The sequence below is a fragment of the Pseudoalteromonas sp. XMcav2-N genome (assembly GCF_024124545.1).
Classification (GTDB): Bacteria; Pseudomonadota; Gammaproteobacteria; order Enterobacterales; family Alteromonadaceae; genus Pseudoalteromonas.
Genome location: NZ_JAMXSF010000017.1, coordinates 42838 through 66219, shown reverse-complemented (window position 1 = coordinate 66219; position 23382 = coordinate 42838). Strand labels below are relative to the sequence as shown.

Here is a 23382-nt window from a genome sequence, read left to right as displayed (position 1 = left end):
GCGCTTTTTTGCGCTTGTTTCATGGCAGACCAGTTTACGCTCGAATTAGCTTTTACTCAACCATTCCTTCGCACTTTTAAAGCACTCAAAATTTTCTGCATTAATGCCAAAACGCTGTACTTTCTGTAAGAACAAATCGTGCATAAATCCCTCAATACCGACCACTCTGGCGATTTTCATGTTTTTAACATGATGCGCCACCTTAGGCATAACGTTGACAACATCGATTGCAGCGAACCTGTGCTCAAGCTCAGAAACATCCACCAATAGTTTACTGCTTTGGTGCTTTGAGGCATAACTATTTGCCGCTTTGTAGGCATTAACAACATCATCCACCCCAGCTTTGCCTCTAAGGGTCATCATGATTAAGGTTGTCGTTTCATCATAGGTGATACTGGTTGAAAGCGTTGACATTGCAGCCTCTGACTATTGCTTAAACTAGCGTTAAGTACGTTTACAAGGTAGCAGGGCATTCTAGTTAAATACGAATTGATGTCAACAAAACAACCATAAAAAACTAGATAAAATTAAAAAACCAACCCTATAGGATTGGTTTTTGTTATTACAGAATGTAATCATTATTGCATCAATAAAAATTAACCCGTATTTCTTATCCCTGCAGCAATACCCATCATAGTGATCATCAGTGCACTGTCCAGTTCTGGGTTAGCCTTATCTCTGGTACGTTTAAGTAACTCCACCTGTAAGACATTAAGCGGATCCGTGTAGGGGTTACGAAGCGCTATGGACTCGCGGATCCACGGCTGCGCCGATAACAGCGATCCCTTCGGAGCATACTTTTCAATAAACTGCGTGGCTTCTTTCAATTCACTGCGAAGTAACTTACCTAAAGGCTGAAGCGGCACGGGCACTAGTCGGGCATCATAATATTCGCTTAACCATAAGTCGGTTTTACAAAATACCATTTCCAGCATCTCCAATCGCGTTCTGAAAAACGGCCATTGCTCACTCATCTCACCCAGTAGAGACTCTCCATGCTCCTTCACCACACTTTGTATCCCGGCCAGGGCACCAAGCCACGCAGGCAACATAAGACGATTTTGACTCCAGGCGAATATCCAGGGAATGGCGCGCAGGCTCTCTATGCCCCCCTGCGGTTTACGTTTTGCAGGACGCGAGCCCAAGGGCAACTTTGCCAGCTCTATTTCGGGTGTTGCGGCTCTGAAATAAGACACAAAATCTGCATTACCACGGACAAAGTCGCGATACTGATTGCAAGACTGTTCACTTAGCAGCGCCATCGCGTCGCGCCAATCCGACTTGGGCTGCGGAGGCGGATACAGATTGTTCTCAATAATGGCGCTGGCATAGAGTGACAGACTTTGGATTGCGACCGGAGTAAGACCAAACTTAAAGCGGATCATTTCACCTTGCTCTGTCACTCTCAAACCATGACTCAGTGATCCCGGCGGCTGAGAACGTAACGCCTGCGCAGCAGGTGCGCCGCCACGCCCTATTGTGCCACCCCGACCGTGAAACAAATGCATCTCAACCTGGTATTTCTCCCCCACATCAATAAGCTGCTCCATAGCCAGATACTGTGCCCAGCCCGCCGCCATCATGCCAGCATCTTTAGCAGAGTCAGAATAGCCGATCATTACGTACTGCTGCTGTCCTACATGTCCTTTGTACCAGCTCGAGTCGAACAGTTGCTGCATCACTTCCTGTGCATGGTTGAGGTCATCCAGAGTCTCGAAAAGTGGTGCCACAGGCAGTTTAAACGGGCAGCCACTTTCCTGAAGCAATAATTCCACAGCCAGCACATCTGACGCTTCTCTGGCCATCGAAATAATGTAAATACCCAGCGCTGCTCTATCCTGCTTAGCTATCACAGCGAAGGTGTCCAGCACTTCCTGAACCTCTTCACTGGGCTGCCAGTGTTTAGGCAACAAGGGACGTCGAGAAGAAAGCTCTGAAAGCAGAAAGGCCTGCTTGTCCTGCTCCGACCATTGGGCATAATCTCCTATCCCCAGATAACGCGTCACCTCAGACAATACGTCACAATGCCTTCCTGAATCCTGACGAATATCCAGCTTACATAGCTGAACCCCAAAGCACCTGAGCCTGTGCATCACGTCCAGCAACATACCATTTGCGACCACTTCCATACCGCACTCTGTCAAAGAACGATAACAAACTGCGAGCGGCGCCATAAGCTGCTCCGTCGAACGGATTTTGTCCTGATGTGAGCTGGGCAGCGATTTAATCTTATGTTCCAGCGCCAATATTGTTTCGTTCACATCAGCTTTCAACTGCTTCAGTAACGCCCGATATGGCTCTGCATGGTCTGCCGTCAGCTTTCTTAACTCCTCATTTGCAGGTGCCATTGATAATTCTGAACTCAGTACATCCAGGTCTCGGTAGTACAAGTCCAACGCCATCCAACGGCCGTGGTCGAGGACACTTTGAGTGACCTCTGCGGTGACGTTGGGGTTACCATCTCTGTCACCTCCCATCCACGAAGCCAAGCTTACAGGGGCATAATCCTCAGGCAAAATCATACCGAGTTGCCCTTGGGCCAGGTGAGTTAAGGTCCGCGTAAACTTGGGTACGGCGTCCCATAAGCTGTTCTCAATGACTGCAAAACCCCATTTTGCTTCTTCAAGCGGGGTTGGACGCTTGTTTCTGATTTCATTCGTGTGCCAGGCCTGGCAGATCAGTTGTTCAATTCGAGAAATCACTTCATTACGACATAAGCTGCTATCCTGACAGTCAGCCAGCTCTGATAAACACTCACTGAGCTCAACGTGCTTACTGATCAAAGTACGGCGTGTCACTTCGGTCGGGTGTGCAGTTAACACCAATTCAATAGACAAGTTCTCTATAACGCTGGTCACGGTCTGAAGATCGGTATCTCCTTTAGCTACTTTCGCTGTTACCTCAGACAAGGTTGTTTGCAGTGTATCAAAAGGCCCTTGAGGACAACCGGCGTCTGAAATCGTATGCTGCTGTTCGGCAACATTGGCAAGATTCAGGAAGTGACTAAACGCGCGACATACGGGTAATAGTTCTTCATCAGGCAAAGATTGCAGTGTCTCTATCAGCGTCTCTCTAGCCTGCACATCACCGCTGCGAGATGACTTTGCCAGGTGTCGGATCAACTCAACTTTTTCAAGTACCTCAGCCCCCTGTGAGTGAGCGATGGTGGTACCCAGTAACTCACCTAGAAGACTGACATTTCGTTTCAATTCTGTATATTGCTGTTGCATAACATGCTCCCTGAACAAATTTCATTCATCTCAATATACTGACTATAAAACGAAAAAGAAAAGATACTTTGATGACACCCAGACGCGAAAAGTTATAAAAAACACCTATTGCAATTAGTTATCATTTGCAATTGACTTATTAAAAAAGATTAGTGATAATCATTCTCAATGAATCTCGAGACACTTTTATTCTCCGTTCAGGGCTTCATTAAACGTTGATCTGCCAATGCCTTTTTCACAGGAAGCATTGGTAAACGTACTCATTTACTTGCTACATTGCTCATATCAGTGACGGTTGATATGTATCAGAAAAGCCCGAAAGGGCTTTTTTTATTATGCCTCAATCGCTTATACTAACTCCTTTGTACAACCACTCGCTGAAACAGTTTCAGCTCCAGACTGCTATACTCAGCATTTGCTGCCAGGCGATTTGCTAAATCGTTATTATGAAATGTAGCGGTTGTAGCCATGTCGCAAAAAGCTATCGAACCGATTGTTAGGCATTGTTCAATGTTGGGATGTCCATAGCGGCAAATAGTGTCTGATTTAGTTAGGTCAGCAGGCTATCTATTTACGCTAATTTGGTATTATGTTTGGTGACTTAAAACATAGGTTATTAAGGAGAACGCACATGTGGCATAAACTTACTTACGCACTGGCCCTTACGGGTTTGCTTGCGGCCGCCCCAGCTGCGAAGGCAGGGCTGGAGGAAGGCATAGCGGCGGCAAATGCCGGGCAATTTGATGTTGCACTCAAAGAGTTCAGATACCTGGCTGATATGGGGTTTGCGCCTGGCATATACGAGTTAGCTAAAATGTATGAAGGCGGATACGGGGTACCCAGAAACCCACGAAAAGCCGCTGAACTTATGCAACAAGCTGTAAAACTTGGCAGTGCCGATGCCATGTTTTCACTGGCTGTAATGTACGACCAGGGCCAGGGTGTTAAACTTGATAAACAAAAGGCGGTTGATCTGTTTAATGCCGCGGCCAGAAAGAATATGCCCGCGGCACAGTTTAATCTTGGCGTCATGCATGCCAATGGGGATGGCGTCACCCAGGACTACAACGAGGCAAAATTCTGGTATGAACGGGCTGCCGCAAATAACTATACCCTGGCGATGTTTAATCTTGCCCTGCTTTACTATCAGGGCCTTGGTGGCGAGAAAAACATACAACGTTCATACATTTGGAACACACTGGCAGAATATAACGGTTACCGCCCGGCGGCGACAAGTCGCAGACTTGATGAAAAGAGCATGTCTCGCTCACAACGAGAAGATGCCCAGGAAATCGCCGACAGTATTTATCATAAAATTCAGGCTGGAACCTATATCGCAGGGTCGCAGATCACTGAAGATTAATCGCGCGTTATCTAATCAAGCCCAAAAACAAGCCGCCATAGCGGCTTGTCTTTTATGATCTCTGTTCTTTGGGATTCCTTAGTAGCCGAATACTCTGCTGCCTACCACCATAGTAAGCGTTGTGATGACCACAATAGCGAACAGGTTCATAACAAATCCAGCCTTGATCATGTCGCGAATCTTGATTTCCCCTGAGCCAAACACAATAGCATTAGGCGGAGTTGCCACTGGCATCATAAACGCGCAGCTTGCTGCCATCGCAGCAGGAATCACCCAAATTAGTGGGGTACCAGCAACTTGTTCTGCAACAGGACCAAGCAGAGGTAAAAAGCCTGCCGCCGTCGCCGTATTGCTGGTCAGTTCGGTTAAAAAGGTAATCAGAGCAGCCACCGCCAGCACACCAAGGATTAGAGGAATGGCACTCGCGCCCGCCAACATATTGGCAATATATTCCGCCAGCCCGGAGCCTTTGATTTGAGACGCCAGCGTTAACCCGCCCCCAAATAGCAATAATATTCCCCAGGGGACCTGTTGCGCCGCCTGCCAGTCCATCAGGCGCGTATCGCTACCGCCTTTTGCCGGTAATACAAATAGCAGTAACGCAGCTGCCATCGCAATACCGGTATCCGTAATATCCAGGCCCGTCAAACTGGCCAGATAAGGTCGGGTGATCCAGCTCACGGCCGCAAAGATAAATACTAATAACACGTTTTTCTCTGCCAGACTCATACGTCCCAGTTCACCGAGTTGTTTGGTGAATATCTGAGTCAAATCGGTATCCTTGCTGCTCTTTTGAACTTTGAATGCAAAACGGGTCAACCACAACCAGCAAAGCAAGATCATTCCAAATGTGAAAGGTACCGCCATAACCATCCACTGCGCGAAGCCAATCTTAATCTGATAGTTTTCCCACAGGTAAGCAACCATCAATGCATTGGGTGCCGTGCCTATTATAGTACCCACGCCACCCAGACTCGCGCTATAGGCAATGGCCAGTAACAGTGCAATACCATAATTATTGTCCTGAGACTGATTATCCTTTAAAACATGTATAACAGACAGTGCAATAGGCAACATCATAAGTGTAGTGGCTGTGTTATTGATCCACATAGATAAAAAGCCACTCACCAACATCATCGCCAGAATTTGCATTTTGGGGTTATTACCGCTTCGCAACATAGTATGCAGTGCGATTCGTTTATGTAACTGCCACCTTTCCATGGCAATCGAAATCAAAAATCCACCCAGAAACAAGAATATAAGGGGGTGTGCATACAAACCAGAAGCAGACTTAATGTCATTAATACCCGCCAACGGCACTACGATCAGCGGTACCAGAGAAGTAGCAGGAATTGGTACCACTTCACTCACCCACCATATTCCCAGCCAAACAGCCAGTCCGGCTGTACGCCATGCTTCGACACTCATCCCCTCAGGCGGGGCTGTAAAACAGGTCAGCAACATAAAAGCGGGACCGAGCAGCAGACACAACCGATCGGTCCAGAGTTTTGATTTTTTTAAATTATCCATTCTTTATATTTTTTACCTGGATTTAACACTCGGTGTCTATTATGCCAGTAAAATAAGTACAGAGTATGGAAAATCGCTTTATTGTGCCGATATCGACAACGTCATGCCGCTGGCACTTTGATAACCCCTAACCCCAATGTACCAGGTACCTGTATTTGGCGTATCAAACGTACAGGTTTCTGAATTGCCGTTTTTGTAGGGTCGACAGTCATAACTATTGTCACCCACCTGCGAGCCAAATTTGGCATACAAATCGCCATCCCCCACCCCGCCGGACAAGGTCACAGTCAGAGATTGATATCCACTGCCCAATTGCTGCGTAAAGTTGATCCACTGGCCTTGCCCAACGGACAAATTACGCTCTGTACGATTAATAGGTATCGGCGTACCGCCTCCTTGCTGATACTCTCCAACAAGCGTGACATTCTGTATTTCGTTCCAGGCTTCCACCATCACATAATAGGTGCCTTCGTTAGCCGAACTCATGCTGCAAGTTTCATTGCTGCTGGAGGTTGTGCTCTTGCAGTCAAAACTTTGCAGTGTCGGCTTTGAACCATATTTCACGTAGAGGTCGGCGTCGCCGGAACCACCTGAAGTTTTAAACACCAGGTTACTGCTGCCAGCTGGTACCTCAAGTGAAAAGTCGTGCTGAGACTTAGCGGCGCCACTGATCCCCGTTTTTGGCACACCATTTTGTAGTTTACCTGGATCCGGAGGGGGTAAATCTCCGGCATTCTTACCCATTTCAGCCAAATAGGCCACGGCCAGTTTGGCAAACTTGCTCGCATGGGTGGCGTCAAAAGCCGTATCATTGATTGTGTGTATCTTGCGGTTTAGCTCTGACATACGTGACTCAAATGGCATTGAGGCTGGAAACCCTTGCGCAAACCAGGAGGCATGATCTGAACATCCATATCCACACTGGTCGTAGCCGTAGCTTAAGGTTGGTAAATATGCGTCAAGCAGCTGCGCCAAAAACTGATTCTGGCCGCTGTTGGTATAGTCCGTCATCATGACAATGTCCTGACTGCTACCATTATTTCCGGTCATATCAAACTGCACCATGCCAACCACATTTTTTCCCTGAGACTTATAGTCCTGTGCAATCGCTTTGGAGCCCCTTAAGCCTACTTCTTCCGCGGCAAAGCCCATGATTTGAATAGTCCTTTGGGGCTTATAACCAGAAGCGACAAGCGCTTTAAGTGCCTCAGTTAAGACTGCTATACCAGATGCATTGTCGTCGGCGCCCGGTGCTCGACCTGCCGAAGGGCTGGACTGATTGATAGAGTCCAGGTGACCACCAATAATCACAATTTCGTTTGCATTTTCAGCACCACTAATCGTTGCCACAACAGATGACTGTGACCAGCTATGCGTATAATAATCAACACTAATATCGCTGCGTGACTGCGCAATCATCTGCCAGTTCTGCTTTATCCATTGCGCAGCCTCGACGCCCGTTTGCTGGGTGTAATAGCGATTGTGAAACGAGGTCAGATTGGTGACTGTGCTGTCCAAACTCGAAGTGCTCACTTCAGCTATCATGGCATTTACCATCGCCGGATTATCAATCGAGTAGGCCTGCAATGGCTGGCTATTGAGCGCGCCTTGCAGGTCGGCAAGATACTGCTGGGCTTCATATTTGGAAGCATGTGCGACAAATCCGCCACAACGGTGATAGTTTTCATGCATAAAATGACTCAGCTCGCCGTGCTCAATGTCATTGATCTGAGCGATACTAATGCCAGGTACGGTACTGGCTTCTGCTTCGATGTGCCTGCCTGTCAGCAGGTTTTGTAATTGATAATGCTGGCCTGCCATAGTGTCTATGGTTATCCAGGGGTTCTCTGCGTCAGACGGCATATTTGCAAACGCAGCGCCCTGAGAGAAGAGTGTAAAGTTCGCAGCCACAACCAGGCTCAGGATACGAACGGATCGTTGAGTTTTCATCGCAACACCTCTTTGTGAAATAGATAAATGAACATTAAAAAAGGGAGCAATATGCTCCCCTCTTCTGCGACTAGTTGGCTTTAATATTCACCGTGACATCACTCGCAGCTGAGTAGCCACGCAAATCAATGTGCCAGGTGCCAGCTTGAGGGTTGTCAAAGGTACAGCTTTCAGTGTTGCCATTGCGGTACGGCCGACAATCATAGGTAGACAAGGTCGATTCACTGCCGTATCTCACATATAAATCTGCATCACCACTGCCCCCGTTGATCGTGATAGTAAGGTTAGAGTAGCCAGCCGCCAGATCCTGAGTGAATCTCGTCCACTGTCCTGAACCTACGTTGACATTCGTCTCGGTACGGTCAATCGGCGGCGTACCAGACCCGCCACTGGTGTAGGAGCCCGTGAGTGAAACACCCGAGATTGCATTCCAGGCTTCGACCATCACGTAATAAGTGCCAGCCTGAACCGCACTGATATTACAGGTTTCATTGCTGCTTGATGACGTGCTCTTACAATCGAATGTTTGCAATGAAGGACGACTACCGAATTTAACGTACAGATCTGCATCGCCTGAACCACCTGCGGTAACAAAGGAAAGATTGGTGGCATCAGCAGGCACTTCCAGACGGAAGAAGCTTTGAGCTTTAGATGCGCCACTGATCCCGGTACGGGCAACCCCATTGGTCAATAGCTCATCCTGTGGTGGCTCAGTTGTACCGCAAGAGCTGCCAGGGCTCAGCTGTGAAGTGACACCCACAACCGCCAACGCATCTTTGACGTCATCATGGTTGTAGCCAAGATCACAGGCCGCATCCATTACGCCATTACCGGCGGTGTCCCAATCAGTACTCGCAGTCCAGTAAAGCTGATTTGCTTTTGCCATGACAATGAATGCTTTCTTGGTGTCCCAGCCTGCTTTGTTCGCCAGCGTATAAAACGCCTTATTAAACACACCCGAGCTGTGGTGCACGTCCATACTGGAGGTATAGTCTGACTGATGACCTATAGAGTTACCGTCTTTAGTCGGATCGTCCATATAGCGCAGTGCACCGGTAGATTTAAAGATTTCCTCTCCAACCATCCAGTCATTGCTGCCTTTCATATAAAACTCAGCGGCTTCACCTGCCATGTCAGAAAAAGCCTCATTCAGGCCACCTGATTTATAGCGATAAACCAGTCCTGAATTTTGCTCGGTGAAACCATGACTGACTTCGTGCGCAGACACATCCAGACTGACCAAAGGGTAGAAACGATTCAGTCCATCACCAAATGTCATGGCACTGCCGTCCCAGAACGCATTTTCATAGTTATTACCGTAATGAACACGCATTTTAAGCTGGAAGGTTAATGGCGCAGTACCCAGCCAGTCGTTATACATATTGAAAACAACATTGCCAAAGTAATGTGCATCATTCAAAGGTGAATAGGCACCATTAATTTCTTTAACTGTGTTTTCAGGGCAGGTGAAGCTGTGTGCCGTTGAACCGCTGCTACCATGATTGAGGTTAATGGTCTTTACGTTGGCGTTATTCATAGTGCAGGTATTACCCGACTGAGACACATCAAGGTGGCCGTAGTCTGTACCATACTGGTAACGACCCGTTTTTTGGTTGCCACCCGGGCCTGTCGCGTTAGCATGCTGAATATTATCAAACTCCATCAGCAGCTCACCGCTATTGGCATCAATAATTTTGTATGGACGTGAAGGCGACTTGCCATAAGTCACATAGGTCACTTCATAAACAAGCCTGGCGGTTGATTGTTCATCAAGCCAGATCCCTAGGCGGTTGGTTTCATTATGCTTAGCCAGTGCCACTTCGTTGTTACTTTGTTGCACCGCAAATTGCTTCTCTAGCTGACTTTTCATCATCTGCATTGACATTTTTGGTGTGACTGAGCTCAGATCAGCTGCAATCTCATACACAGCAGCGCCATGTGCACGTTTAAGTGCACCCGCGCTGTCATAAGTCAGGCTGACCGTATCGCCTATCACTGGCAGGCCTTTGTACATTTGCTGATAGCGTTTGGTCACTGCGCCACTGGCATGGGGATATGATTTCAACTCAACCAACGTGTTGTCGGCACTCAGGCCAACCAGCTGTTCCGGCTGTGCAGACAAAACCGCCGGCCCGGCAGATTCTAGCATTGAAGAAATGGTATTATGTGTGTTGAGGAAGCGCTTCTGAGCAGCATTTGCCGCGCCCGAAGTCAGCACCAGACCAGCTACGGTTGCTAAAGCTATTTTTGATAGTTTCACTTAATTTGCTCCATGATTACTTGTTGTTTTGTTAAGCGGATGGCTGTTTTACAACCACACACCAAGCACCCAATTAACGAGTGCGCAACATGAAGACTAGTTAGAAAGCCATAAAAATAAACTTTTATTAACTTTTGGTTGTTTTTATGTTTACAGGTGGTGTTCTGCAAACATTAGCTTTATTTACATTTAGTTATACATAATTCCCAACCATACAGCGCCCCAACCCGAACGGAACATGTAAGGATAGTGTTACAGTTCTTGTAATATTAAATTCTACAACTTTGGTTTCAAATTTGAATAATCACCATTGATACATTATAACAACACAGCATTTTCGGTGACAATTGACATTAGTCCTGACTTTGCTCACATAGGCGATTAGCTAAGATTGACTCTGCAATAAGAGACCAGCTAAGTGATGTTTCCTTTAGTGCCGACAAATCCCCCGGGTTAGTTTGCAAACATAATTGCCATGTTTCCTGTTTTGAACGAAGGAGCAAGCCAACCGTTGCCAAAGCAAAATCATCATTGCCTCGCTGCGCTTTAAAATCCAGAGAAAGTACTTGTACCGATTCAGCTTCGGGGAATTGTTCAGTAATGACATCAGCCACTTCCATTCCCCCTTGCGCCTGCGAATATTTCAGCGCTGAACCAATCTCTTTTGCTATGCTCTCGTCGATTGCAACCCCAACGGCTATACCAACAGGTCCCATAGCGCCAGCCAGCATAGGTCCGGCAGCTGCGCCTCTGCCCTTGTAGGTCACCTTTGGCAACTCGCTGTTTATGGTAGGCGCCTGAGGGACAGATGAGCAAGCACTCAGAAGTACTAACATCACAAAGATAAGTGGTTTCATTTTTAACTGTAACAAGAGAGAATTGAGTGTCTTTATTATAAGAACAGTCCAGAATGCTGCATAGACCAATAAAGATTTTCTTTTAAAAATTAATATTTAGCGATGGATGATAGATGCTTATCTTAAATCCACTCAATCGCCCGGGTATTAAGCTAGATGTGTATGAGTGGAACTGGCGGTGACGGCTTAAAATGAGTGAGCATATTGCAACAACAGCTGCTGCCCGCGCTGAGGTACACGCCCATCAAATACTCGAGGGTCGAATGCATTGGTCTTTTCATCAAAGAGATTTTGCGCTTTCAGCCTGAGCTGTTTATTCGATGCAATATGCCAGGTAAGCGTACCTCCAATCAACCAGTGTGCTTTTTGCTCATAATGCTGAAAGTCCGGATCATCAGGAACTAAGACTGGGACGACTTTAACCTGGGCTCGCCAGATACCATTGAGACCCACCTGAAAGCGGCCAAACTGGTGATTCAGTTGCCAGGAACCAAAACGCTTATAGCTGGCGCTAAATGGGTCGTCGAAATGCTGGGTATAGTTGAGCTTGAACCAGCTAGACTCACTGAGTTCAAAAGATGCACTGGCTTCTAGCCCCTGCATCGTCGTAGAGTAAGAGTTACTGAAAGTAAAACGACTTTGCACCGCATCTACTGGTTCAAGGCTGATAAAATCATCCAGTTGGTTCTCAAACAAGACCAAGTCCGCTTGCCAACGCGCATAATCCATATGCCAGACCAGTTCCGTGGTCTTGATGTTTTCAGACTTGAGTTGCGGGTTCCCGCGGGTAATGTCATCGTTTGAGTTTAATTCATTGCTAACCGGTATGCGAAAAGACTCCCCATATTGGAGTTTTAGTACATGATGCGGATTAGCCTGGTAAATGGTAGCGATGCGTGGCGATAGCTTATTGTCTATATCTATAAACTCATCAAACCGTAAACCAGTGAAAACAGTGAGCCGCTCATTCACTTGGTATCTCAGTTGCAGATAGGCAGCATAAGAATCAAAGTCCTGCTTCAGGCTGTCAAATGCAGCAAACTCATTCAAAGGCTGAATGCCACCTAGATAGTAGTCATCTTCCAGAATAATTTGCCCGCTGTCAGGGTCATAATGTGACGTGTAGGTACCGGCCTCAGATTGCTCTTCCAATGAATATTCAAGTCCCCAATGCACCATCAAATCTTTATTATGTTGGTAGGCCAAATCCCAGTTTAGAGTTAGGTCTTCAGACTGCCATTTAGGCCCATTAAAGAAATCCTGTTGCAAGCCTAACTCTTCAGCTGTGGCAATAAGGCCTGCACTATCAATATCATGTTGAATAAAGCTCAGTGTCAGGTCACTTTCTAAGGTGCCTGTTAACACAGTCTGATGAGAGAGTTTTGCGCCTATATTACGACTTGTATGAAAATTTTCCTGACTGTAACTTGCCAGATTAATAAACTCATCCAACCTTGTTCTGTTCAGATGAAGTGATGCACTGAACGCTCCCCACTTTCCGCCAAGCTCTACAAACACATTTGACTGAGGGTCACGTGCCTGCTGAATATCATAGGTTTCGCCGGCCGTTTCATAAGCACTCACATTGGCATAAAAAGCGTGCCCGGTATCATTCCCTTCGCTATAGCTTAGCGAAGCTTGTTTGCTCTGGTGCAAACCAATACCAATTTGTACCTGCCGATCTGACTGGCGCGTCACTATGTTCATCACACCTAAGAAAGCATTACTGCCATAAAGTGCCGAGCCGGGACCGCGAATGAACTCGACTTTGTCAACGACTTCTACTGGTATAAATGGCGCGTACACTGATGCTTTACCAAAGGAGGCATCATTCAGACGTTGGCCGTTTAACATAATCAGGATGTTGCCGTTGTCCAGAAACACGCCCCTGGCATGCTCTTTCGGCACACTCCCCACCCAGTCACCCCGGGTGGACTGGAAACCTGGAACAAAGTTCATCAACTCATAAACGTTGCGAATGCCGAGCAGGGAAATTTGCTGCCGGGAAAATAACGTAACACTGGAAGGCACTGACTGTGCCGTTTCGGAGGTTTTACTGGCTAGCTCAACGGTTACATCCATCAACTCCTCAAACGTCAGCTCAAATAGAGCTTCCTCGCGAGCACAAAGTGAAAAACTGAGCAAAGCTATACTCAAAGGTAACAGGTTCTTTTTCATACTCATTCGCTCAACGACGTATTCACACATAAACAGTTGCCACGTAACACAAAAATCAAACAGTGACTTTGTATCTCAATTTTAATATTACGCAGACAGGGACAGTTCGCAAGTTTTTTGTGATTTTTTAGAGGGTTATTGAAGCAAGGTTAGTAAAAAAGCGCGAGGAAGGATAGTTAAATATGAAATTTTATTGCATACTTAACAAATATTAGAGTAGCTTATTTTCACGAAGGGTAAGAAGCAGCACATACCCAAATGCACTGCCCCTAACCTGACTTTAGGCGACTGCAAGCCTGCGTTTTTTAAAGTACTTGTACAGACCGATTAAAGACGCTGCAATCCAGAATAATTCGATCACAAAACTTGCTAAGTTGAAGTTATAGCAAAGACTGATAAGCAGCAAAATGGCACCACTTAGGTTCATCATGTTGTACTTTATGCCATCGGGACGCACTTTGTCCAATTGCAGCAAAAAGAACGCACCAACCACCAGGAAAGTGCCCGTCATACCAATGATATCAAACAATATATCTATCATGTTTTTGTCCATATAAAATAGGCTCACCCAAACACGCTGGCCCGGATCCATGGGTAGGGTGATTTTCAGTCTTTGAAACAGCACAAACCTTACTATGATAGGGTGCATACCTTACAGAACACAGGATAAATGTCCGCGTTTTAAGGTAAGCAAATAAGGTGTGTAATTGCTTGGTCATATCCGGTGAAGATGCATTGAGCCGGACATTCAGGTAATGCAGACCATTAACTCAAAATACCAAGCACAAAACCGATCAGGCAAAACTGAGCGGTATGATACCCCGCGTTAATCAGAAACAGTTTTAGGGGGCGTTGTTCGAACAGGTAACTGGTGCCAAGTGTACTGGCAACAAAACACACCCCCACCGCTAAACCAAGTAGTACACCATCCAGAATCGCAGGACTCTTACCCAACAGTGCCGCCATTAGGAATGCAGCCAGAATGGACAAAAACATCGCGCCACTGAATATCAGTTTGTGATCCGCATTTTGTATGTCTAACTCCGTTAGCCCAGCACCTTCTAACCAGGACTTATGAAACAACAGCGGTGAGTACCATATTCCTCCCAACGCAAAAGAGGAGATTGCCGCAATGACTACGGCAACCACATCTACATCAAACACAGTCACAGCACTTACCTCGATTATTCCACTAATTTCAATTTAGTTAATAACCATTAGAAGAGCAAACTGGGCTATACATGGATTATTTAAGTACCGGGCGTTTCTGAAGTTTTCTTTGCAAGGTACGTCGGTGCATGTTTAGTTGCCTGGCGGTTTCTGAGATATTGCCTTCATTGGCCTTCAAGGTCTGTTGTATATGTTCCCATTCAAGTCGCTCAGGTGACATGGTGGTATCAACCGAATCACTGAACTGCACTTGCGTTCCCAACAAAGTTTTGGCAATTAACTGGGTGTCCGCAGGCTTAGTCAGATATTCATCAGCCCCCAGCTTAATCGCCTCAACTGCAGTTGCAATGCTGGCAAAACCAGTCAATAGAACAATTTTAGCTTTTGGGACAATTTCCCGGATCAACGCAATATGCTGTAGCCCCGAGCTGGCGGTTAACTTCATATCCAACAGCACATAGTCTGGTAAAAATGCCTGACACTGACGTGCAATATTTACCTCGTCGTGTACACATTGACAGTCAAACCCGAGCTTGGTCATTCTACGTGATAAAGTGGCAGCGAAAGGGACATCGTCCTCAATAATCAGTAACTTCATAATTTATACAACAGGTAAGGTCACCACAGATATGGCACCCTGAGTTTGATGGTTAGACAAACGCAAGGTTCCTCCAAGGCGCTCGATTGTAGCATGTGACAGCAACAGCGCCATGCCCAAACCAGATGAACTGTCAACCACCGACTTACCAATAAGCGCTAGCTTATCCATTTCGATGCCCGGGCCGAAGTCTCGGATCGACAAAGACCAGAACAGACGAGCAGTACTTGTTGTATCCTCTGATACGGTAACACTCACCTCAAGGTTAGATGCCGAGCACTTTTCATTGGCTTTTGCTGCATTTACAAACAGATTGAACAAAGCCGGGATCAGCATAGGGTCACCATTGACTGAAAATGGCTTAGGCGGCAACTGGCAGGAAATACGTTGTTCAGGAAACTGTAAAGTCAACAGCTCATGAAGCTGTTGCCACAAAGCCTCAAACCCCTGGCTGTGAATCTGGGCATGGGGCTTTAGCAGCTCGGTCTGAGCCCTGAAACCTTCTAACTGTGTTTTGCACTGCGCAAGCGGTGCAAGCATTTCCTGCACAGCCGGGTGCTGCGGATAATCTTCACTTAGCTCTTCAAACAACAAATTCAAATGTGCAATGGGTGTTGCCAGTTGATGAGTCACCTGCGCAGCGGCGCTCCCCAGTGCTAACACCTGCTCCTGCTGGAGTTGCTTCTCGCGGCTCTTGGCCAGCGCCAGCTCACGTTGCTGGATACGACTTGCAAGAAATGTCACTACGGTGACTATCACGATCACCATAAAAACAAAGTTCACCAGCATACCAAGCAAGTGCTGACCCATATGCATGCCATGATGGTGCATAGGCACGATCGTATATAAGTATCCATACGCCATCAATGCGGCCGCAGAGATGAACACCACAAAACGCGGCGGCACGGTTACCGCGGCAATAATGCAAGGTAAAAGTAGCAAGGAAACAAAGGCGTTGCTTGCTCCACCGAGAAAGGACAACAATACTGTCAGAAATAAAATATCAGCCACCAGCTGCATCACCATCGCTCCGGGCGAAACCTCACTGGCTTTACGGTAAGCGTAGATACTGGCCAGCTGAAAAACTGACTCCAGTGCGATGACGGTAAAAATAGGCTGCTCTGGCAGGTTTTTGTCCAGAAACCATAATGAAATCAGCACCAGAACCAACTGCAGTACAATGGCAATAGAGCGCAATAACAGCAACTGGCCAAGCGCAGAATTAGGTGAAAAGTTAATTAACATGAAAGCTCAGGCCTTGTAGATTAAAAAAGTACCGACACATTCAAAGCGTCGGTGTCGCAAAGTCACGTCAACCTGCTCGCTTTTGTTGCCTGACAATGGCTATCTGCCCATCAATATGTACATCGCGCTGCGGGAACGCCACAACAACATCATGCTCTGCAAACAGCTCATCGAGTCGAAATCGTATTTTGCTTCTTGCTTGCCTAAGGCCACCTTCAACCGTCGAGTTAAGCCAGAAATTGACTTCAAATATGAGTGCATTATCTCCAAAGTCTTCAAACGTCACCTGAGGTTTGGGATCCGCTAGCACTTCTGGCTGCTCTTCCGTCGCCTGCTGGATTAGAGCAGCAACCTGTTTCGCGGATGACCCATAAGCCACGCCAACCCGTACCGACGTTCTCATCAGTTTGTCGACCAGTGTCCAGTTGGTAACCGTATTTTCCAGTAATTTACTGTTTGGGATCAGCATATGCACCCCATCTACCCGGCGCAGTCGGGTTGAGCGGGTATTGATTTTTTCTACTATTCCTTTCGTCCCTTCTACCTCCAGGAAGTCTCCGATACGGATGGGCTTTTCCCACATCAGGATCCAACCACTGATGAAGTTATTGATGATGTTTTGGGCTCCAAATCCAAACCCGATGGCAATGGCGCCGGATAAAAATGCAAACGCGGTGATGGGCACATTAATCACATCCAAAATGGTGATGACTGTGATAGCAATAGCAAGAACATAACAAAGCCTTTGCACCAAGTGCACCATATTCGGATCGGTATTTGCGGTGCGGAGTCGGTTGGTAAGCTTGTTGACGAAATATCGGGTCAGCCATACCCCAATAAACAGCAGGACCGGTACCAACAGCAGCTTACCCGCCGTAAATGAGCGTTCAGCAAATGTAAACAATGGGTAATTCAACACTGCAACCAGTTTATCAACGTAAATCAATACACACCTCTATATGTGCTCCGGCTTTGGCCGGGGTTATTCATATTTGAGCTTAAACTCGGGGCACGGTGTTCCCTGATGGAACAGCAGCTGCCAGCCGGACGCCCTGTTGCGCCAGATGGACATTCTGACTGAATAATTTAAATTAGAATAGGCATTTCTGCGATAGGCAGCATGATAAGTGATCTGTGCAAGATGTTCGGCCAGCATTTGTCCCTGAAAGTCCTGATTATAAAACTGAGGGACTTTCTCACGCGGTAGTCTCGACAGCACATGCGACTTATTAAACATCAGCCCATTGGCAGAAATTTCATAGAAATCCTCATCTAACAACTGCGCTAGTCGCTGCGGATTCTCTCGTACGGCAGGATCCAGCAATTCCCGCTCCAGGCCAATAAGCATATCCAGCGTATCAAATTTAATTTTTTGCATTATAAACCAAACAATTAACGCCACCACTTCTTATCAGTCTAGTCAATGCATTGATTTCGACAAGGGATAATTGTGTGTAACACAATGTGGTTTGCGATATACTGTGCCTTAGCCTACTGGTCGGATTTGAATAAGAGATAAAATGAAGTACGCAAAAATAACAGGATGGGGAAAAGCAATCCCACCCGCTTCTATCAGTAATGACGAATTAAGTAACATTGTCGATACCAACGACGAATGGATCAGCACCCGCACAGGCATTAAGTCTCGCCGGGTGAGTCATGTCAGCACCGCAGAGTTGGCTACTTATGCCAGTAAACAGGCTTTGGCCTGCGCCGGTTTAAAAGGCTCAGATATAGACTTGGTCTTACTTGCAACTTGCACTCCCTCAACCATGGTGGCCAATACTGCCTCATTGGTACAGAAAAATATTGGAGCAGTCGGCGCGGCCGCCTGCGATACCAATGCAGCCTGTTCTGGCTTTTTATACGCGTTGCAAAATGCCACGGCACAGATCCAGGCTGGCATGATCAAACGTGCGGTTGTCGTTGCAGCCGAGCGCATGACCTGGTACGTCAATTGGGCAAAACGCGACAGCGCAGTGTTATTTGGTGACGGCGCTGGTGCTGTTATCCTGGAAGCCAGCGATGAACCTTGTGGCCTGCTTGGCACGAAAACCGGGTGTGACAGTGAAGACCGAGGGATTTTGCACATTGCCAACTATGGGACCGATCTGAGCCGCTATGACCCGCCGGGCCCGTCAGACTTGGCTTTCGAAGGACGTGAAATTTTTAAACGTGCCGTAACGGGTATGAGTGTCGCATGTGACGATGTACTCGCTCAGGCAAACTTGTCGCTCGATGATATCGACGTGCTGGTTCCGCATCAGGCTAACCTGCGGATCATTCAGGCAATCCAGAAAAAGCTCGATATTGCAGACGATAAAGTCATGGTGAATATCGATAAGTATGGTAATACCTCAGCCGCGACCATTGCCATCGCGTTATGTGAAGCCGTTGAACAAGGGCTAATTCAACCTCATGCAAACATTATGTCAGCTGCCTTTGGCGCGGGTCTTACCTGGGCAGCCAGCTACATTAAGTGGGGCGAGCGCGTAACACCACTGGCGCACTGTGATGAAACCTTGCCGACTTGCGAGCACTCCGGCATGGAACTCATCGCCGATGCCGTCAAGGCATGTCAACAGTAAAGGTCAGCCACCTTTACAGGGCCAGTTAAGCGTTCGTGCCCAACTGGCCGTATCTACTCGACCCTAAACACCCGCCGGTGGTAAACTCCCCCAACAATTTACCCACTTACAGGTCTGAAACGTACTAATAAGCGTCCAGACTGGAAGACAATAGCTCAAATAAGGGGAACCCGGTGTTTAAACCTCATTCCGACATCGCCAATTTGGCACCTCAGATTGTATGGCAATTCTTTGACCAGATCTGTGCAATTCCACACCCGTCAAAACATGAAGAAGCGTTAGCCACCTTCATTGTCGACTGGGCGACATCTCAGGGCCTGGCCGTGCGCCGTGATGATACCGGCAACGTATTCATTAAAAAGCCTGCGACACCTGGCATGGAAAATCGTAAACCCGTCGTTCTTCAGGCACATATCGACATGGTGCCGCAGAAGAATGACGACACAGATCATGACTTTACCAAAGACCCTATTCGCCCTTATATCGATGGTGAGTGGGTTACGGCTGAAGGTACAACTCTGGGCGCTGATAATGGTATGGGTATGGCGTCTTGCCTTGCAGTACTGGCTTCATCAGATATTCCACACGGCCCTCTGGAAGTTTTGCTGACCGTAGATGAAGAAGCAGGAATGTCTGGCGCGTTTGGTCTTGAAGCAGGTTGGCTGGAAGGTGATATCCTGCTTAATACCGACTCTGAGCAAGAAGGTGAGATATACATGGGATGTGCCGGTGGTGTAGATGCCAGCATGACAGTCAATATTGAGCGCCAACCCGTTGCAGCCGGTCATCAGCTTGTAGAAGTCAGTTTAAAAGGACTTAAAGGCGGGCACTCCGGCGTCGATATTCATACCGGTCGCGGCAACGCCAATAAATTGCTGGCAAGAGTACTAAAGCATCATCTGAATGATGTGGACTACAACCTGGTCGCTTTTAAAGGTGGCTCACTGCGTAACGCCATCCCGCGTGAAGCTTATGCGACGATTGCCATTGCACCGGCGCAGCGCAGCATACTGGAACAGCGCCTGAGCGAATTCCAAACTGTGCTGAGTAACGAGTTGGGTGCCATAGAAACAAATCTGACCTTTGCCGTAAATGACACAGACACCACCTTCGACGCCATGTCTGCAAACTCTCAGGACACTTTGTTGGCTCTGCTCAATGCCTGTCCGAATGGTGTTGTCCGTATGAGCGATGATATTCAGGGTGTTGTAGAAACGTCATTGAACCTAGGCGTGATCACCACTGATGCAGATAAAGTAGAAGTGCTTTGCCTGATCCGCTCTTTAATTGACTCAGGCCGTACAGATGTCGAAGGCACACTGAGTTCACTGGCAGCATTAGCGGGTGCGAAAATCGAATTTTCAGGAGCTTACCCAGGCTGGAAACCGGACCCGAACTCAGATCTGGTGCATATTTTCCGTGATATGTATGAAGGTATCTATGGTAACAAGCCAGATATCATGGTGATCCACGCAGGACTGGAGTGTGGTCTGTTTAAAGAACCCTATCCGAATATGGATATGATCTCATTCGGCCCGACGATCAAATTCCCGCACTCTCCTGACGAGAAAGTGCACATTGAATCGGTTGGCCTGTATTGGCAACAAATGCAGGCATTACTGCAAAATATTCCTGAGCGTGACTAATCTCGCTTAGTGAGTCAATCAGGCACCGAAAGGTGCCTGATTTATATTGTACCAATTTCACTTAATACCTGTTCAATTTGAAGGAGCAAATATGCCGCAAACGGCGTTAAAAATTTTTCATTTAGAACAACTAAATAGCGAAATTTTTGCCTGGTTATCGACGATATTTTCTCGCCTCAAAATAGAACACTTAACTAAGCAAATTGGTATTATCCCTGATGTTAATCCTGACAATGAATTGTGGCCTGCTTATTTCCCGAAGGCTTTAAACTGATGTCACTAAACGACAGGCTCATGCTACCGGTTGCGTATAATTCAAATGGCATTACCATTTGATCAAATTTCACCCCCTGACTGGCAAAACATTGTAAATCAATACTCAGCACCTGCCATTGCTTGGCTGCCAACCCCTGTAACTCAGCACTAATATCAACCTGAGCCCGACAACTTCCCGGAGCATCACCCTCACTTTCACAATGCATGCCAATGAACATTTTGTCTGCAATTGCTTCACCGCGTTTGACCGTCATACTAAGCACGCCACCCGCAGCCTGATAACGGGCTAAATCTTCTCTGAAGCCATTACCACTGACAAACTGAACACCCGCTTTGGGGCCTTGCCAGTCGACCCTGAACGCATCTTCCTGAATGTCTTTATCTATCGTTCTGTAATTCAGCCCCTCCAGAGCCATACTGCTTGCAGCAACAGCCAGGTTTTGTTCACCAGAGAACAGTCTCATCTGCCATGGCTGCTGTGTTTTACCATTGAATATCTCATACACACCTGACGAACTCAGTATGGTATCTACCTGTTCTGGCAAAGTGTTACTCAGCACTGAGGGTTCTCCATAACTCAGGCCGAACCCGTAAGGCAATAAAGGAGCATAGTCCTTGTCATGACGATTGACCGGTTTGCTGGGGTGTGCAGGCCAGGAGAATGACAGGCGACCACTAAAATCGTGTTGTATCTCGCCTTTCGCGTCTCTCAGCAAAACATCTGCAATGGCTTCGCCCTGAGAGCCCGGTAGCCAGGCGGCCACAAAAGCATCACTGGCATTGAGCTCCGGGTTGGCCCACATAGCTCTGCCACTGATAAAAACAGAGACCACAGGAATGCCCTGTGCCTTGAGCGATTTAAGTAACGCCAGGTCGCGTTTATTGCCATGCTGATAAATCAGCGTTTCCCGATCACCGTGCCCTTCGGCATATGGCTCTTCACCGAATACGACAATGGCTACGTCAGGTTTGGTTTTAAACTGGCCATTCTCACTCAGTTCAACTTCCCCCCCTGCCAGCTGAACCTGGTGTGCGATGCCATCATAAATAGACTGGCCGCCCGGAAAATCGCTATTCTGATTATTGGTACCCTGCCAGGTTATGGTCCAGCCACCCGATTGCTTACCTATGTTATCAGCCGCATCACCGGCTACCAGAATCCGTTGATTGGGTGCCAGCGGCAACAACTGATGATTATTTTTGAGCAACACCAGTGATTCTCGAACGGCCTGGCGTGCGATTTCGCGGTGCGCTTCGTGGCCAATCAATTGTATATTGTTTGCATGCGGGCGCTTTGCCGGGCTGGGTTTATCAAACAATCCCGCACGGAATTTCACCCGTAAAATACGCGTTACGGCATCATCGATACGAGACTGTGGAATAAAGCCCGCTTTGACTTGTGCAATGGTATTTTCAAGCAAAGGCTTCCATGCATCGGACGGCACCATGTACACATCCAGACCGGCATTGACAGCCTGTGGACAATCGTCATTGCGACAGCCAGGGATCTGACCATGACCATTCCAGTCACCCACCACAAAGCCATCAAACCCCATCTTGTTCTTCAGTACCTCGGTCAGCAGATAGTGATGACCATGGATTTTCTCGCCCTGCCAGCTGTTAAATGACGCCATCACAGATTGTGCACCCGCAGTCAGACCACCCACGTACCCCTGAGCATGAATATCAAACAGCACTTGTTCAGAGTCGATATTATTGCCCTGATCGTCTCCTTTGACCGTGCCGCCATCGCCCAGAAAGTGCTTCACGGTACTGATCACCCGATCATCACCCAAAAAGTCTCCATCCGCATGGCCTTGCAAGCCATGTACTATGGCTGCCGCATAGGCTTTAACTATCTCGGGGTCTTCAGAATAACCTTCATAGGTGCGACCCCAGCGGTCATCACGCACAGTTGCAACTGTGGGTGCAAATACCCAATCTATGCCTGTTGCCATGACTTCTTTCGCTGTTGCCTGAGCAATTTTTTCAATCAGCTCGGGGTTATTTGCAGCCCCGAGGCCGATGTTATGAGGAAATAACGTCGCGCCAATCACATTGTTGTGGCCATGCACCGCATCAGTCCCCCACATGGTGGGAATATTAATGCCATCCAGAGAGTCATCCACAGACGCCTGATACATGGCTTCGGCAAGGTCGACCCAGTCTTTGACACTGGCATGTTTGTTGTTGCCGGGAAATGCGCCGCCGCCGTTGAGGTAAGAACCAAAACCGTAGCGCCGCATGTCTTCGACAGTGATGTCACGGATCTCAGGCTGGATCATCTGAGCCACTTTCTGCTCTAACGTCATCTTGCTCAGTAGTGCCGCAACCTGGCGCTCTATTTCGGGATCTTTGCCCACCTCTGAGTGTATTTTGGGCCAGATATCAAGCCCTTTCTTAACTTCTGCCGATGGCTGCGCTGAGCCGCACGCCGTTAGGATACCAGCAGCCAGCACGCTGAGTGAAATCTTGATGGTTGTTTTCTTCA

Annotated in this window: 17 protein-coding genes; 3 read left to right on the top strand and 14 right to left on the bottom strand. The window is 47.4% G+C overall.

From position 1 onward, the window contains the following. Positions 1-45 precede the first annotated feature (45 nt). Together NH568_RS19150 and ppc are read right to left on the bottom strand one after the other, a co-directional pair. Positions 46-414: a hypothetical protein gene (locus NH568_RS19150; protein WP_138551973.1), complete on the bottom strand. Its 369-nt coding sequence runs from the start codon at positions 412-414 to the stop codon at positions 46-48. Between the two features lie 182 nt (positions 415-596). Continuing rightward, positions 597-3230, bottom strand: coding sequence for a phosphoenolpyruvate carboxylase (gene ppc / locus NH568_RS19145; RefSeq protein WP_253049874.1), 2634 nt, complete (start codon positions 3228-3230; stop codon positions 597-599). 631 nt (positions 3231-3861) lie between these two features. Between ppc and NH568_RS19140 the strand changes: the two genes are divergently transcribed. Then, positions 3862-4593: a tetratricopeptide repeat protein gene (locus tag NH568_RS19140; RefSeq protein ID WP_253049872.1), complete on the top strand. Its 732-nt coding sequence runs from the start codon at positions 3862-3864 to the stop codon at positions 4591-4593. A 78-nt stretch (positions 4594-4671) separates the two neighbouring features. Here the strand turns inward: NH568_RS19140 and NH568_RS19135 are convergent, their stop codons facing one another. The 11 genes from NH568_RS19135 to NH568_RS19085 form a co-directional block, all read right to left on the bottom strand. Further along, positions 4672-6123, bottom strand: a complete 1452-nt coding sequence (locus NH568_RS19135) for a DASS family sodium-coupled anion symporter (protein WP_253049870.1) — start codon at positions 6121-6123, stop codon at positions 4672-4674. Between the two features lie 78 nt (positions 6124-6201). Next, positions 6202-7986 carry a M28 family metallopeptidase gene (locus tag NH568_RS19130; protein WP_253050006.1) on the bottom strand — a complete coding sequence of 595 codons (1785 nt, stop codon included), beginning with the start codon at positions 7984-7986 and terminating at the stop codon, positions 6202-6204. A gap of 157 nt (positions 7987-8143) precedes the next feature. Next, the gene (locus tag NH568_RS19125) at positions 8144-10333 is read right to left on the bottom strand and encodes a pre-peptidase C-terminal domain-containing protein (RefSeq protein WP_253049868.1); all 2190 of its coding nucleotides are present in this window, start codon (positions 10331-10333) and stop codon (positions 8144-8146) included. A gap of 353 nt (positions 10334-10686) precedes the next feature. Further along, entirely contained in the window at positions 10687-11190 is a 504-nt protein-coding gene (locus NH568_RS19120) for a hypothetical protein (RefSeq protein ID WP_253049866.1), read from the bottom strand. Between the two features lie 186 nt (positions 11191-11376). Next, positions 11377-13368: a TonB-dependent receptor gene (locus NH568_RS19115; protein ID WP_253049864.1), complete on the bottom strand. Its 1992-nt coding sequence runs from the start codon at positions 13366-13368 to the stop codon at positions 11377-11379. A 280-nt stretch (positions 13369-13648) separates the two neighbouring features. Then, entirely contained in the window at positions 13649-13909 is a 261-nt protein-coding gene (locus tag NH568_RS19110; protein WP_054016744.1) for a hypothetical protein, read from the bottom strand. Between the two features lie 224 nt (positions 13910-14133). Then, positions 14134-14538 (bottom strand): DUF1761 domain-containing protein, encoded by a 405-nt coding sequence (locus tag NH568_RS19105; RefSeq protein ID WP_253049862.1) that lies wholly within the window; start codon positions 14536-14538, stop codon positions 14134-14136. A gap of 76 nt (positions 14539-14614) precedes the next feature. Further along, positions 14615-15136 (bottom strand): response regulator, encoded by a 522-nt coding sequence (locus tag NH568_RS19100; protein WP_253049860.1) that lies wholly within the window; start codon positions 15134-15136, stop codon positions 14615-14617. 3 nt (positions 15137-15139) lie between these two features. Continuing rightward, positions 15140-16381: a HAMP domain-containing sensor histidine kinase gene (locus tag NH568_RS19095; RefSeq protein ID WP_253049858.1), complete on the bottom strand. Its 1242-nt coding sequence runs from the start codon at positions 16379-16381 to the stop codon at positions 15140-15142. 67 nt (positions 16382-16448) lie between these two features. After that, entirely contained in the window at positions 16449-17327 is an 879-nt protein-coding gene (locus NH568_RS19090) for a mechanosensitive ion channel domain-containing protein (protein WP_253049856.1), read from the bottom strand. A 36-nt stretch (positions 17328-17363) separates the two neighbouring features. Further along, entirely contained in the window at positions 17364-17759 is a 396-nt protein-coding gene (locus NH568_RS19085; RefSeq protein WP_253049854.1) for a DUF4440 domain-containing protein, read from the bottom strand. 142 nt (positions 17760-17901) lie between these two features. On the opposite strand from NH568_RS19085, the gene NH568_RS19080 reads away from it, so the two are divergent. Continuing rightward, positions 17902-18969 carry a ketoacyl-ACP synthase III gene (locus tag NH568_RS19080; protein WP_138551987.1) on the top strand — a complete coding sequence of 356 codons (1068 nt, stop codon included), beginning with the start codon at positions 17902-17904 and terminating at the stop codon, positions 18967-18969. A 173-nt stretch (positions 18970-19142) separates the two neighbouring features. Next, positions 19143-20615 (top strand): aminoacyl-histidine dipeptidase, encoded by a 1473-nt coding sequence (locus NH568_RS19075; protein WP_253049852.1) that lies wholly within the window; start codon positions 19143-19145, stop codon positions 20613-20615. A 221-nt stretch (positions 20616-20836) separates the two neighbouring features. Here NH568_RS19075 and NH568_RS19070 read toward each other — a convergent pair whose 3' ends face one another. Continuing rightward, positions 20837-23335, bottom strand: coding sequence for an exo 1,3/1,4-beta-D-glucan glucohydrolase (locus NH568_RS19070; RefSeq protein ID WP_349287984.1), 2499 nt, complete (start codon positions 23333-23335; stop codon positions 20837-20839). Positions 23336-23382: the final 47 nt, after the last annotated feature.

Coding starts and splice junctions, on each gene's coding strand:
- NH568_RS19150 (WP_138551973.1), bottom strand. CDS start 414: ATGTCAACGCTTTCAACCAGTATCACCTATGATGAAACGACAACCTTA.
- ppc (WP_253049874.1), bottom strand. CDS start 3,230: ATGCAACAGCAATATACAGAATTGAAACGAAATGTCAGTCTTCTAGGT.
- NH568_RS19140 (WP_253049872.1), top strand. CDS start 3,862: ATGTGGCATAAACTTACTTACGCACTGGCCCTTACGGGTTTGCTTGCG.
- NH568_RS19135 (WP_253049870.1), bottom strand. CDS start 6,123: ATGGATAATTTAAAAAAATCAAAACTCTGGACCGATCGGTTGTGTCTG.
- NH568_RS19130 (WP_253050006.1), bottom strand. CDS start 7,986: ATGCCGTCTGACGCAGAGAACCCCTGGATAACCATAGACACTATGGCA.
- NH568_RS19120 (WP_253049866.1), bottom strand. CDS start 11,190: ATGAAACCACTTATCTTTGTGATGTTAGTACTTCTGAGTGCTTGCTCA.
- NH568_RS19115 (WP_253049864.1), bottom strand. CDS start 13,368: ATGAAAAAGAACCTGTTACCTTTGAGTATAGCTTTGCTCAGTTTTTCA.
- NH568_RS19110 (WP_054016744.1), bottom strand. CDS start 13,909: ATGATAGATATATTGTTTGATATCATTGGTATGACGGGCACTTTCCTG.
- NH568_RS19100 (WP_253049860.1), bottom strand. CDS start 15,136: ATGAAGTTACTGATTATTGAGGACGATGTCCCTTTCGCTGCCACTTTA.
- NH568_RS19095 (WP_253049858.1), bottom strand. CDS start 16,381: ATGTTAATTAACTTTTCACCTAATTCTGCGCTTGGCCAGTTGCTGTTA.
- NH568_RS19085 (WP_253049854.1), bottom strand. CDS start 17,759: ATGCAAAAAATTAAATTTGATACGCTGGATATGCTTATTGGCCTGGAG.
- NH568_RS19080 (WP_138551987.1), top strand. CDS start 17,902: ATGAAGTACGCAAAAATAACAGGATGGGGAAAAGCAATCCCACCCGCT.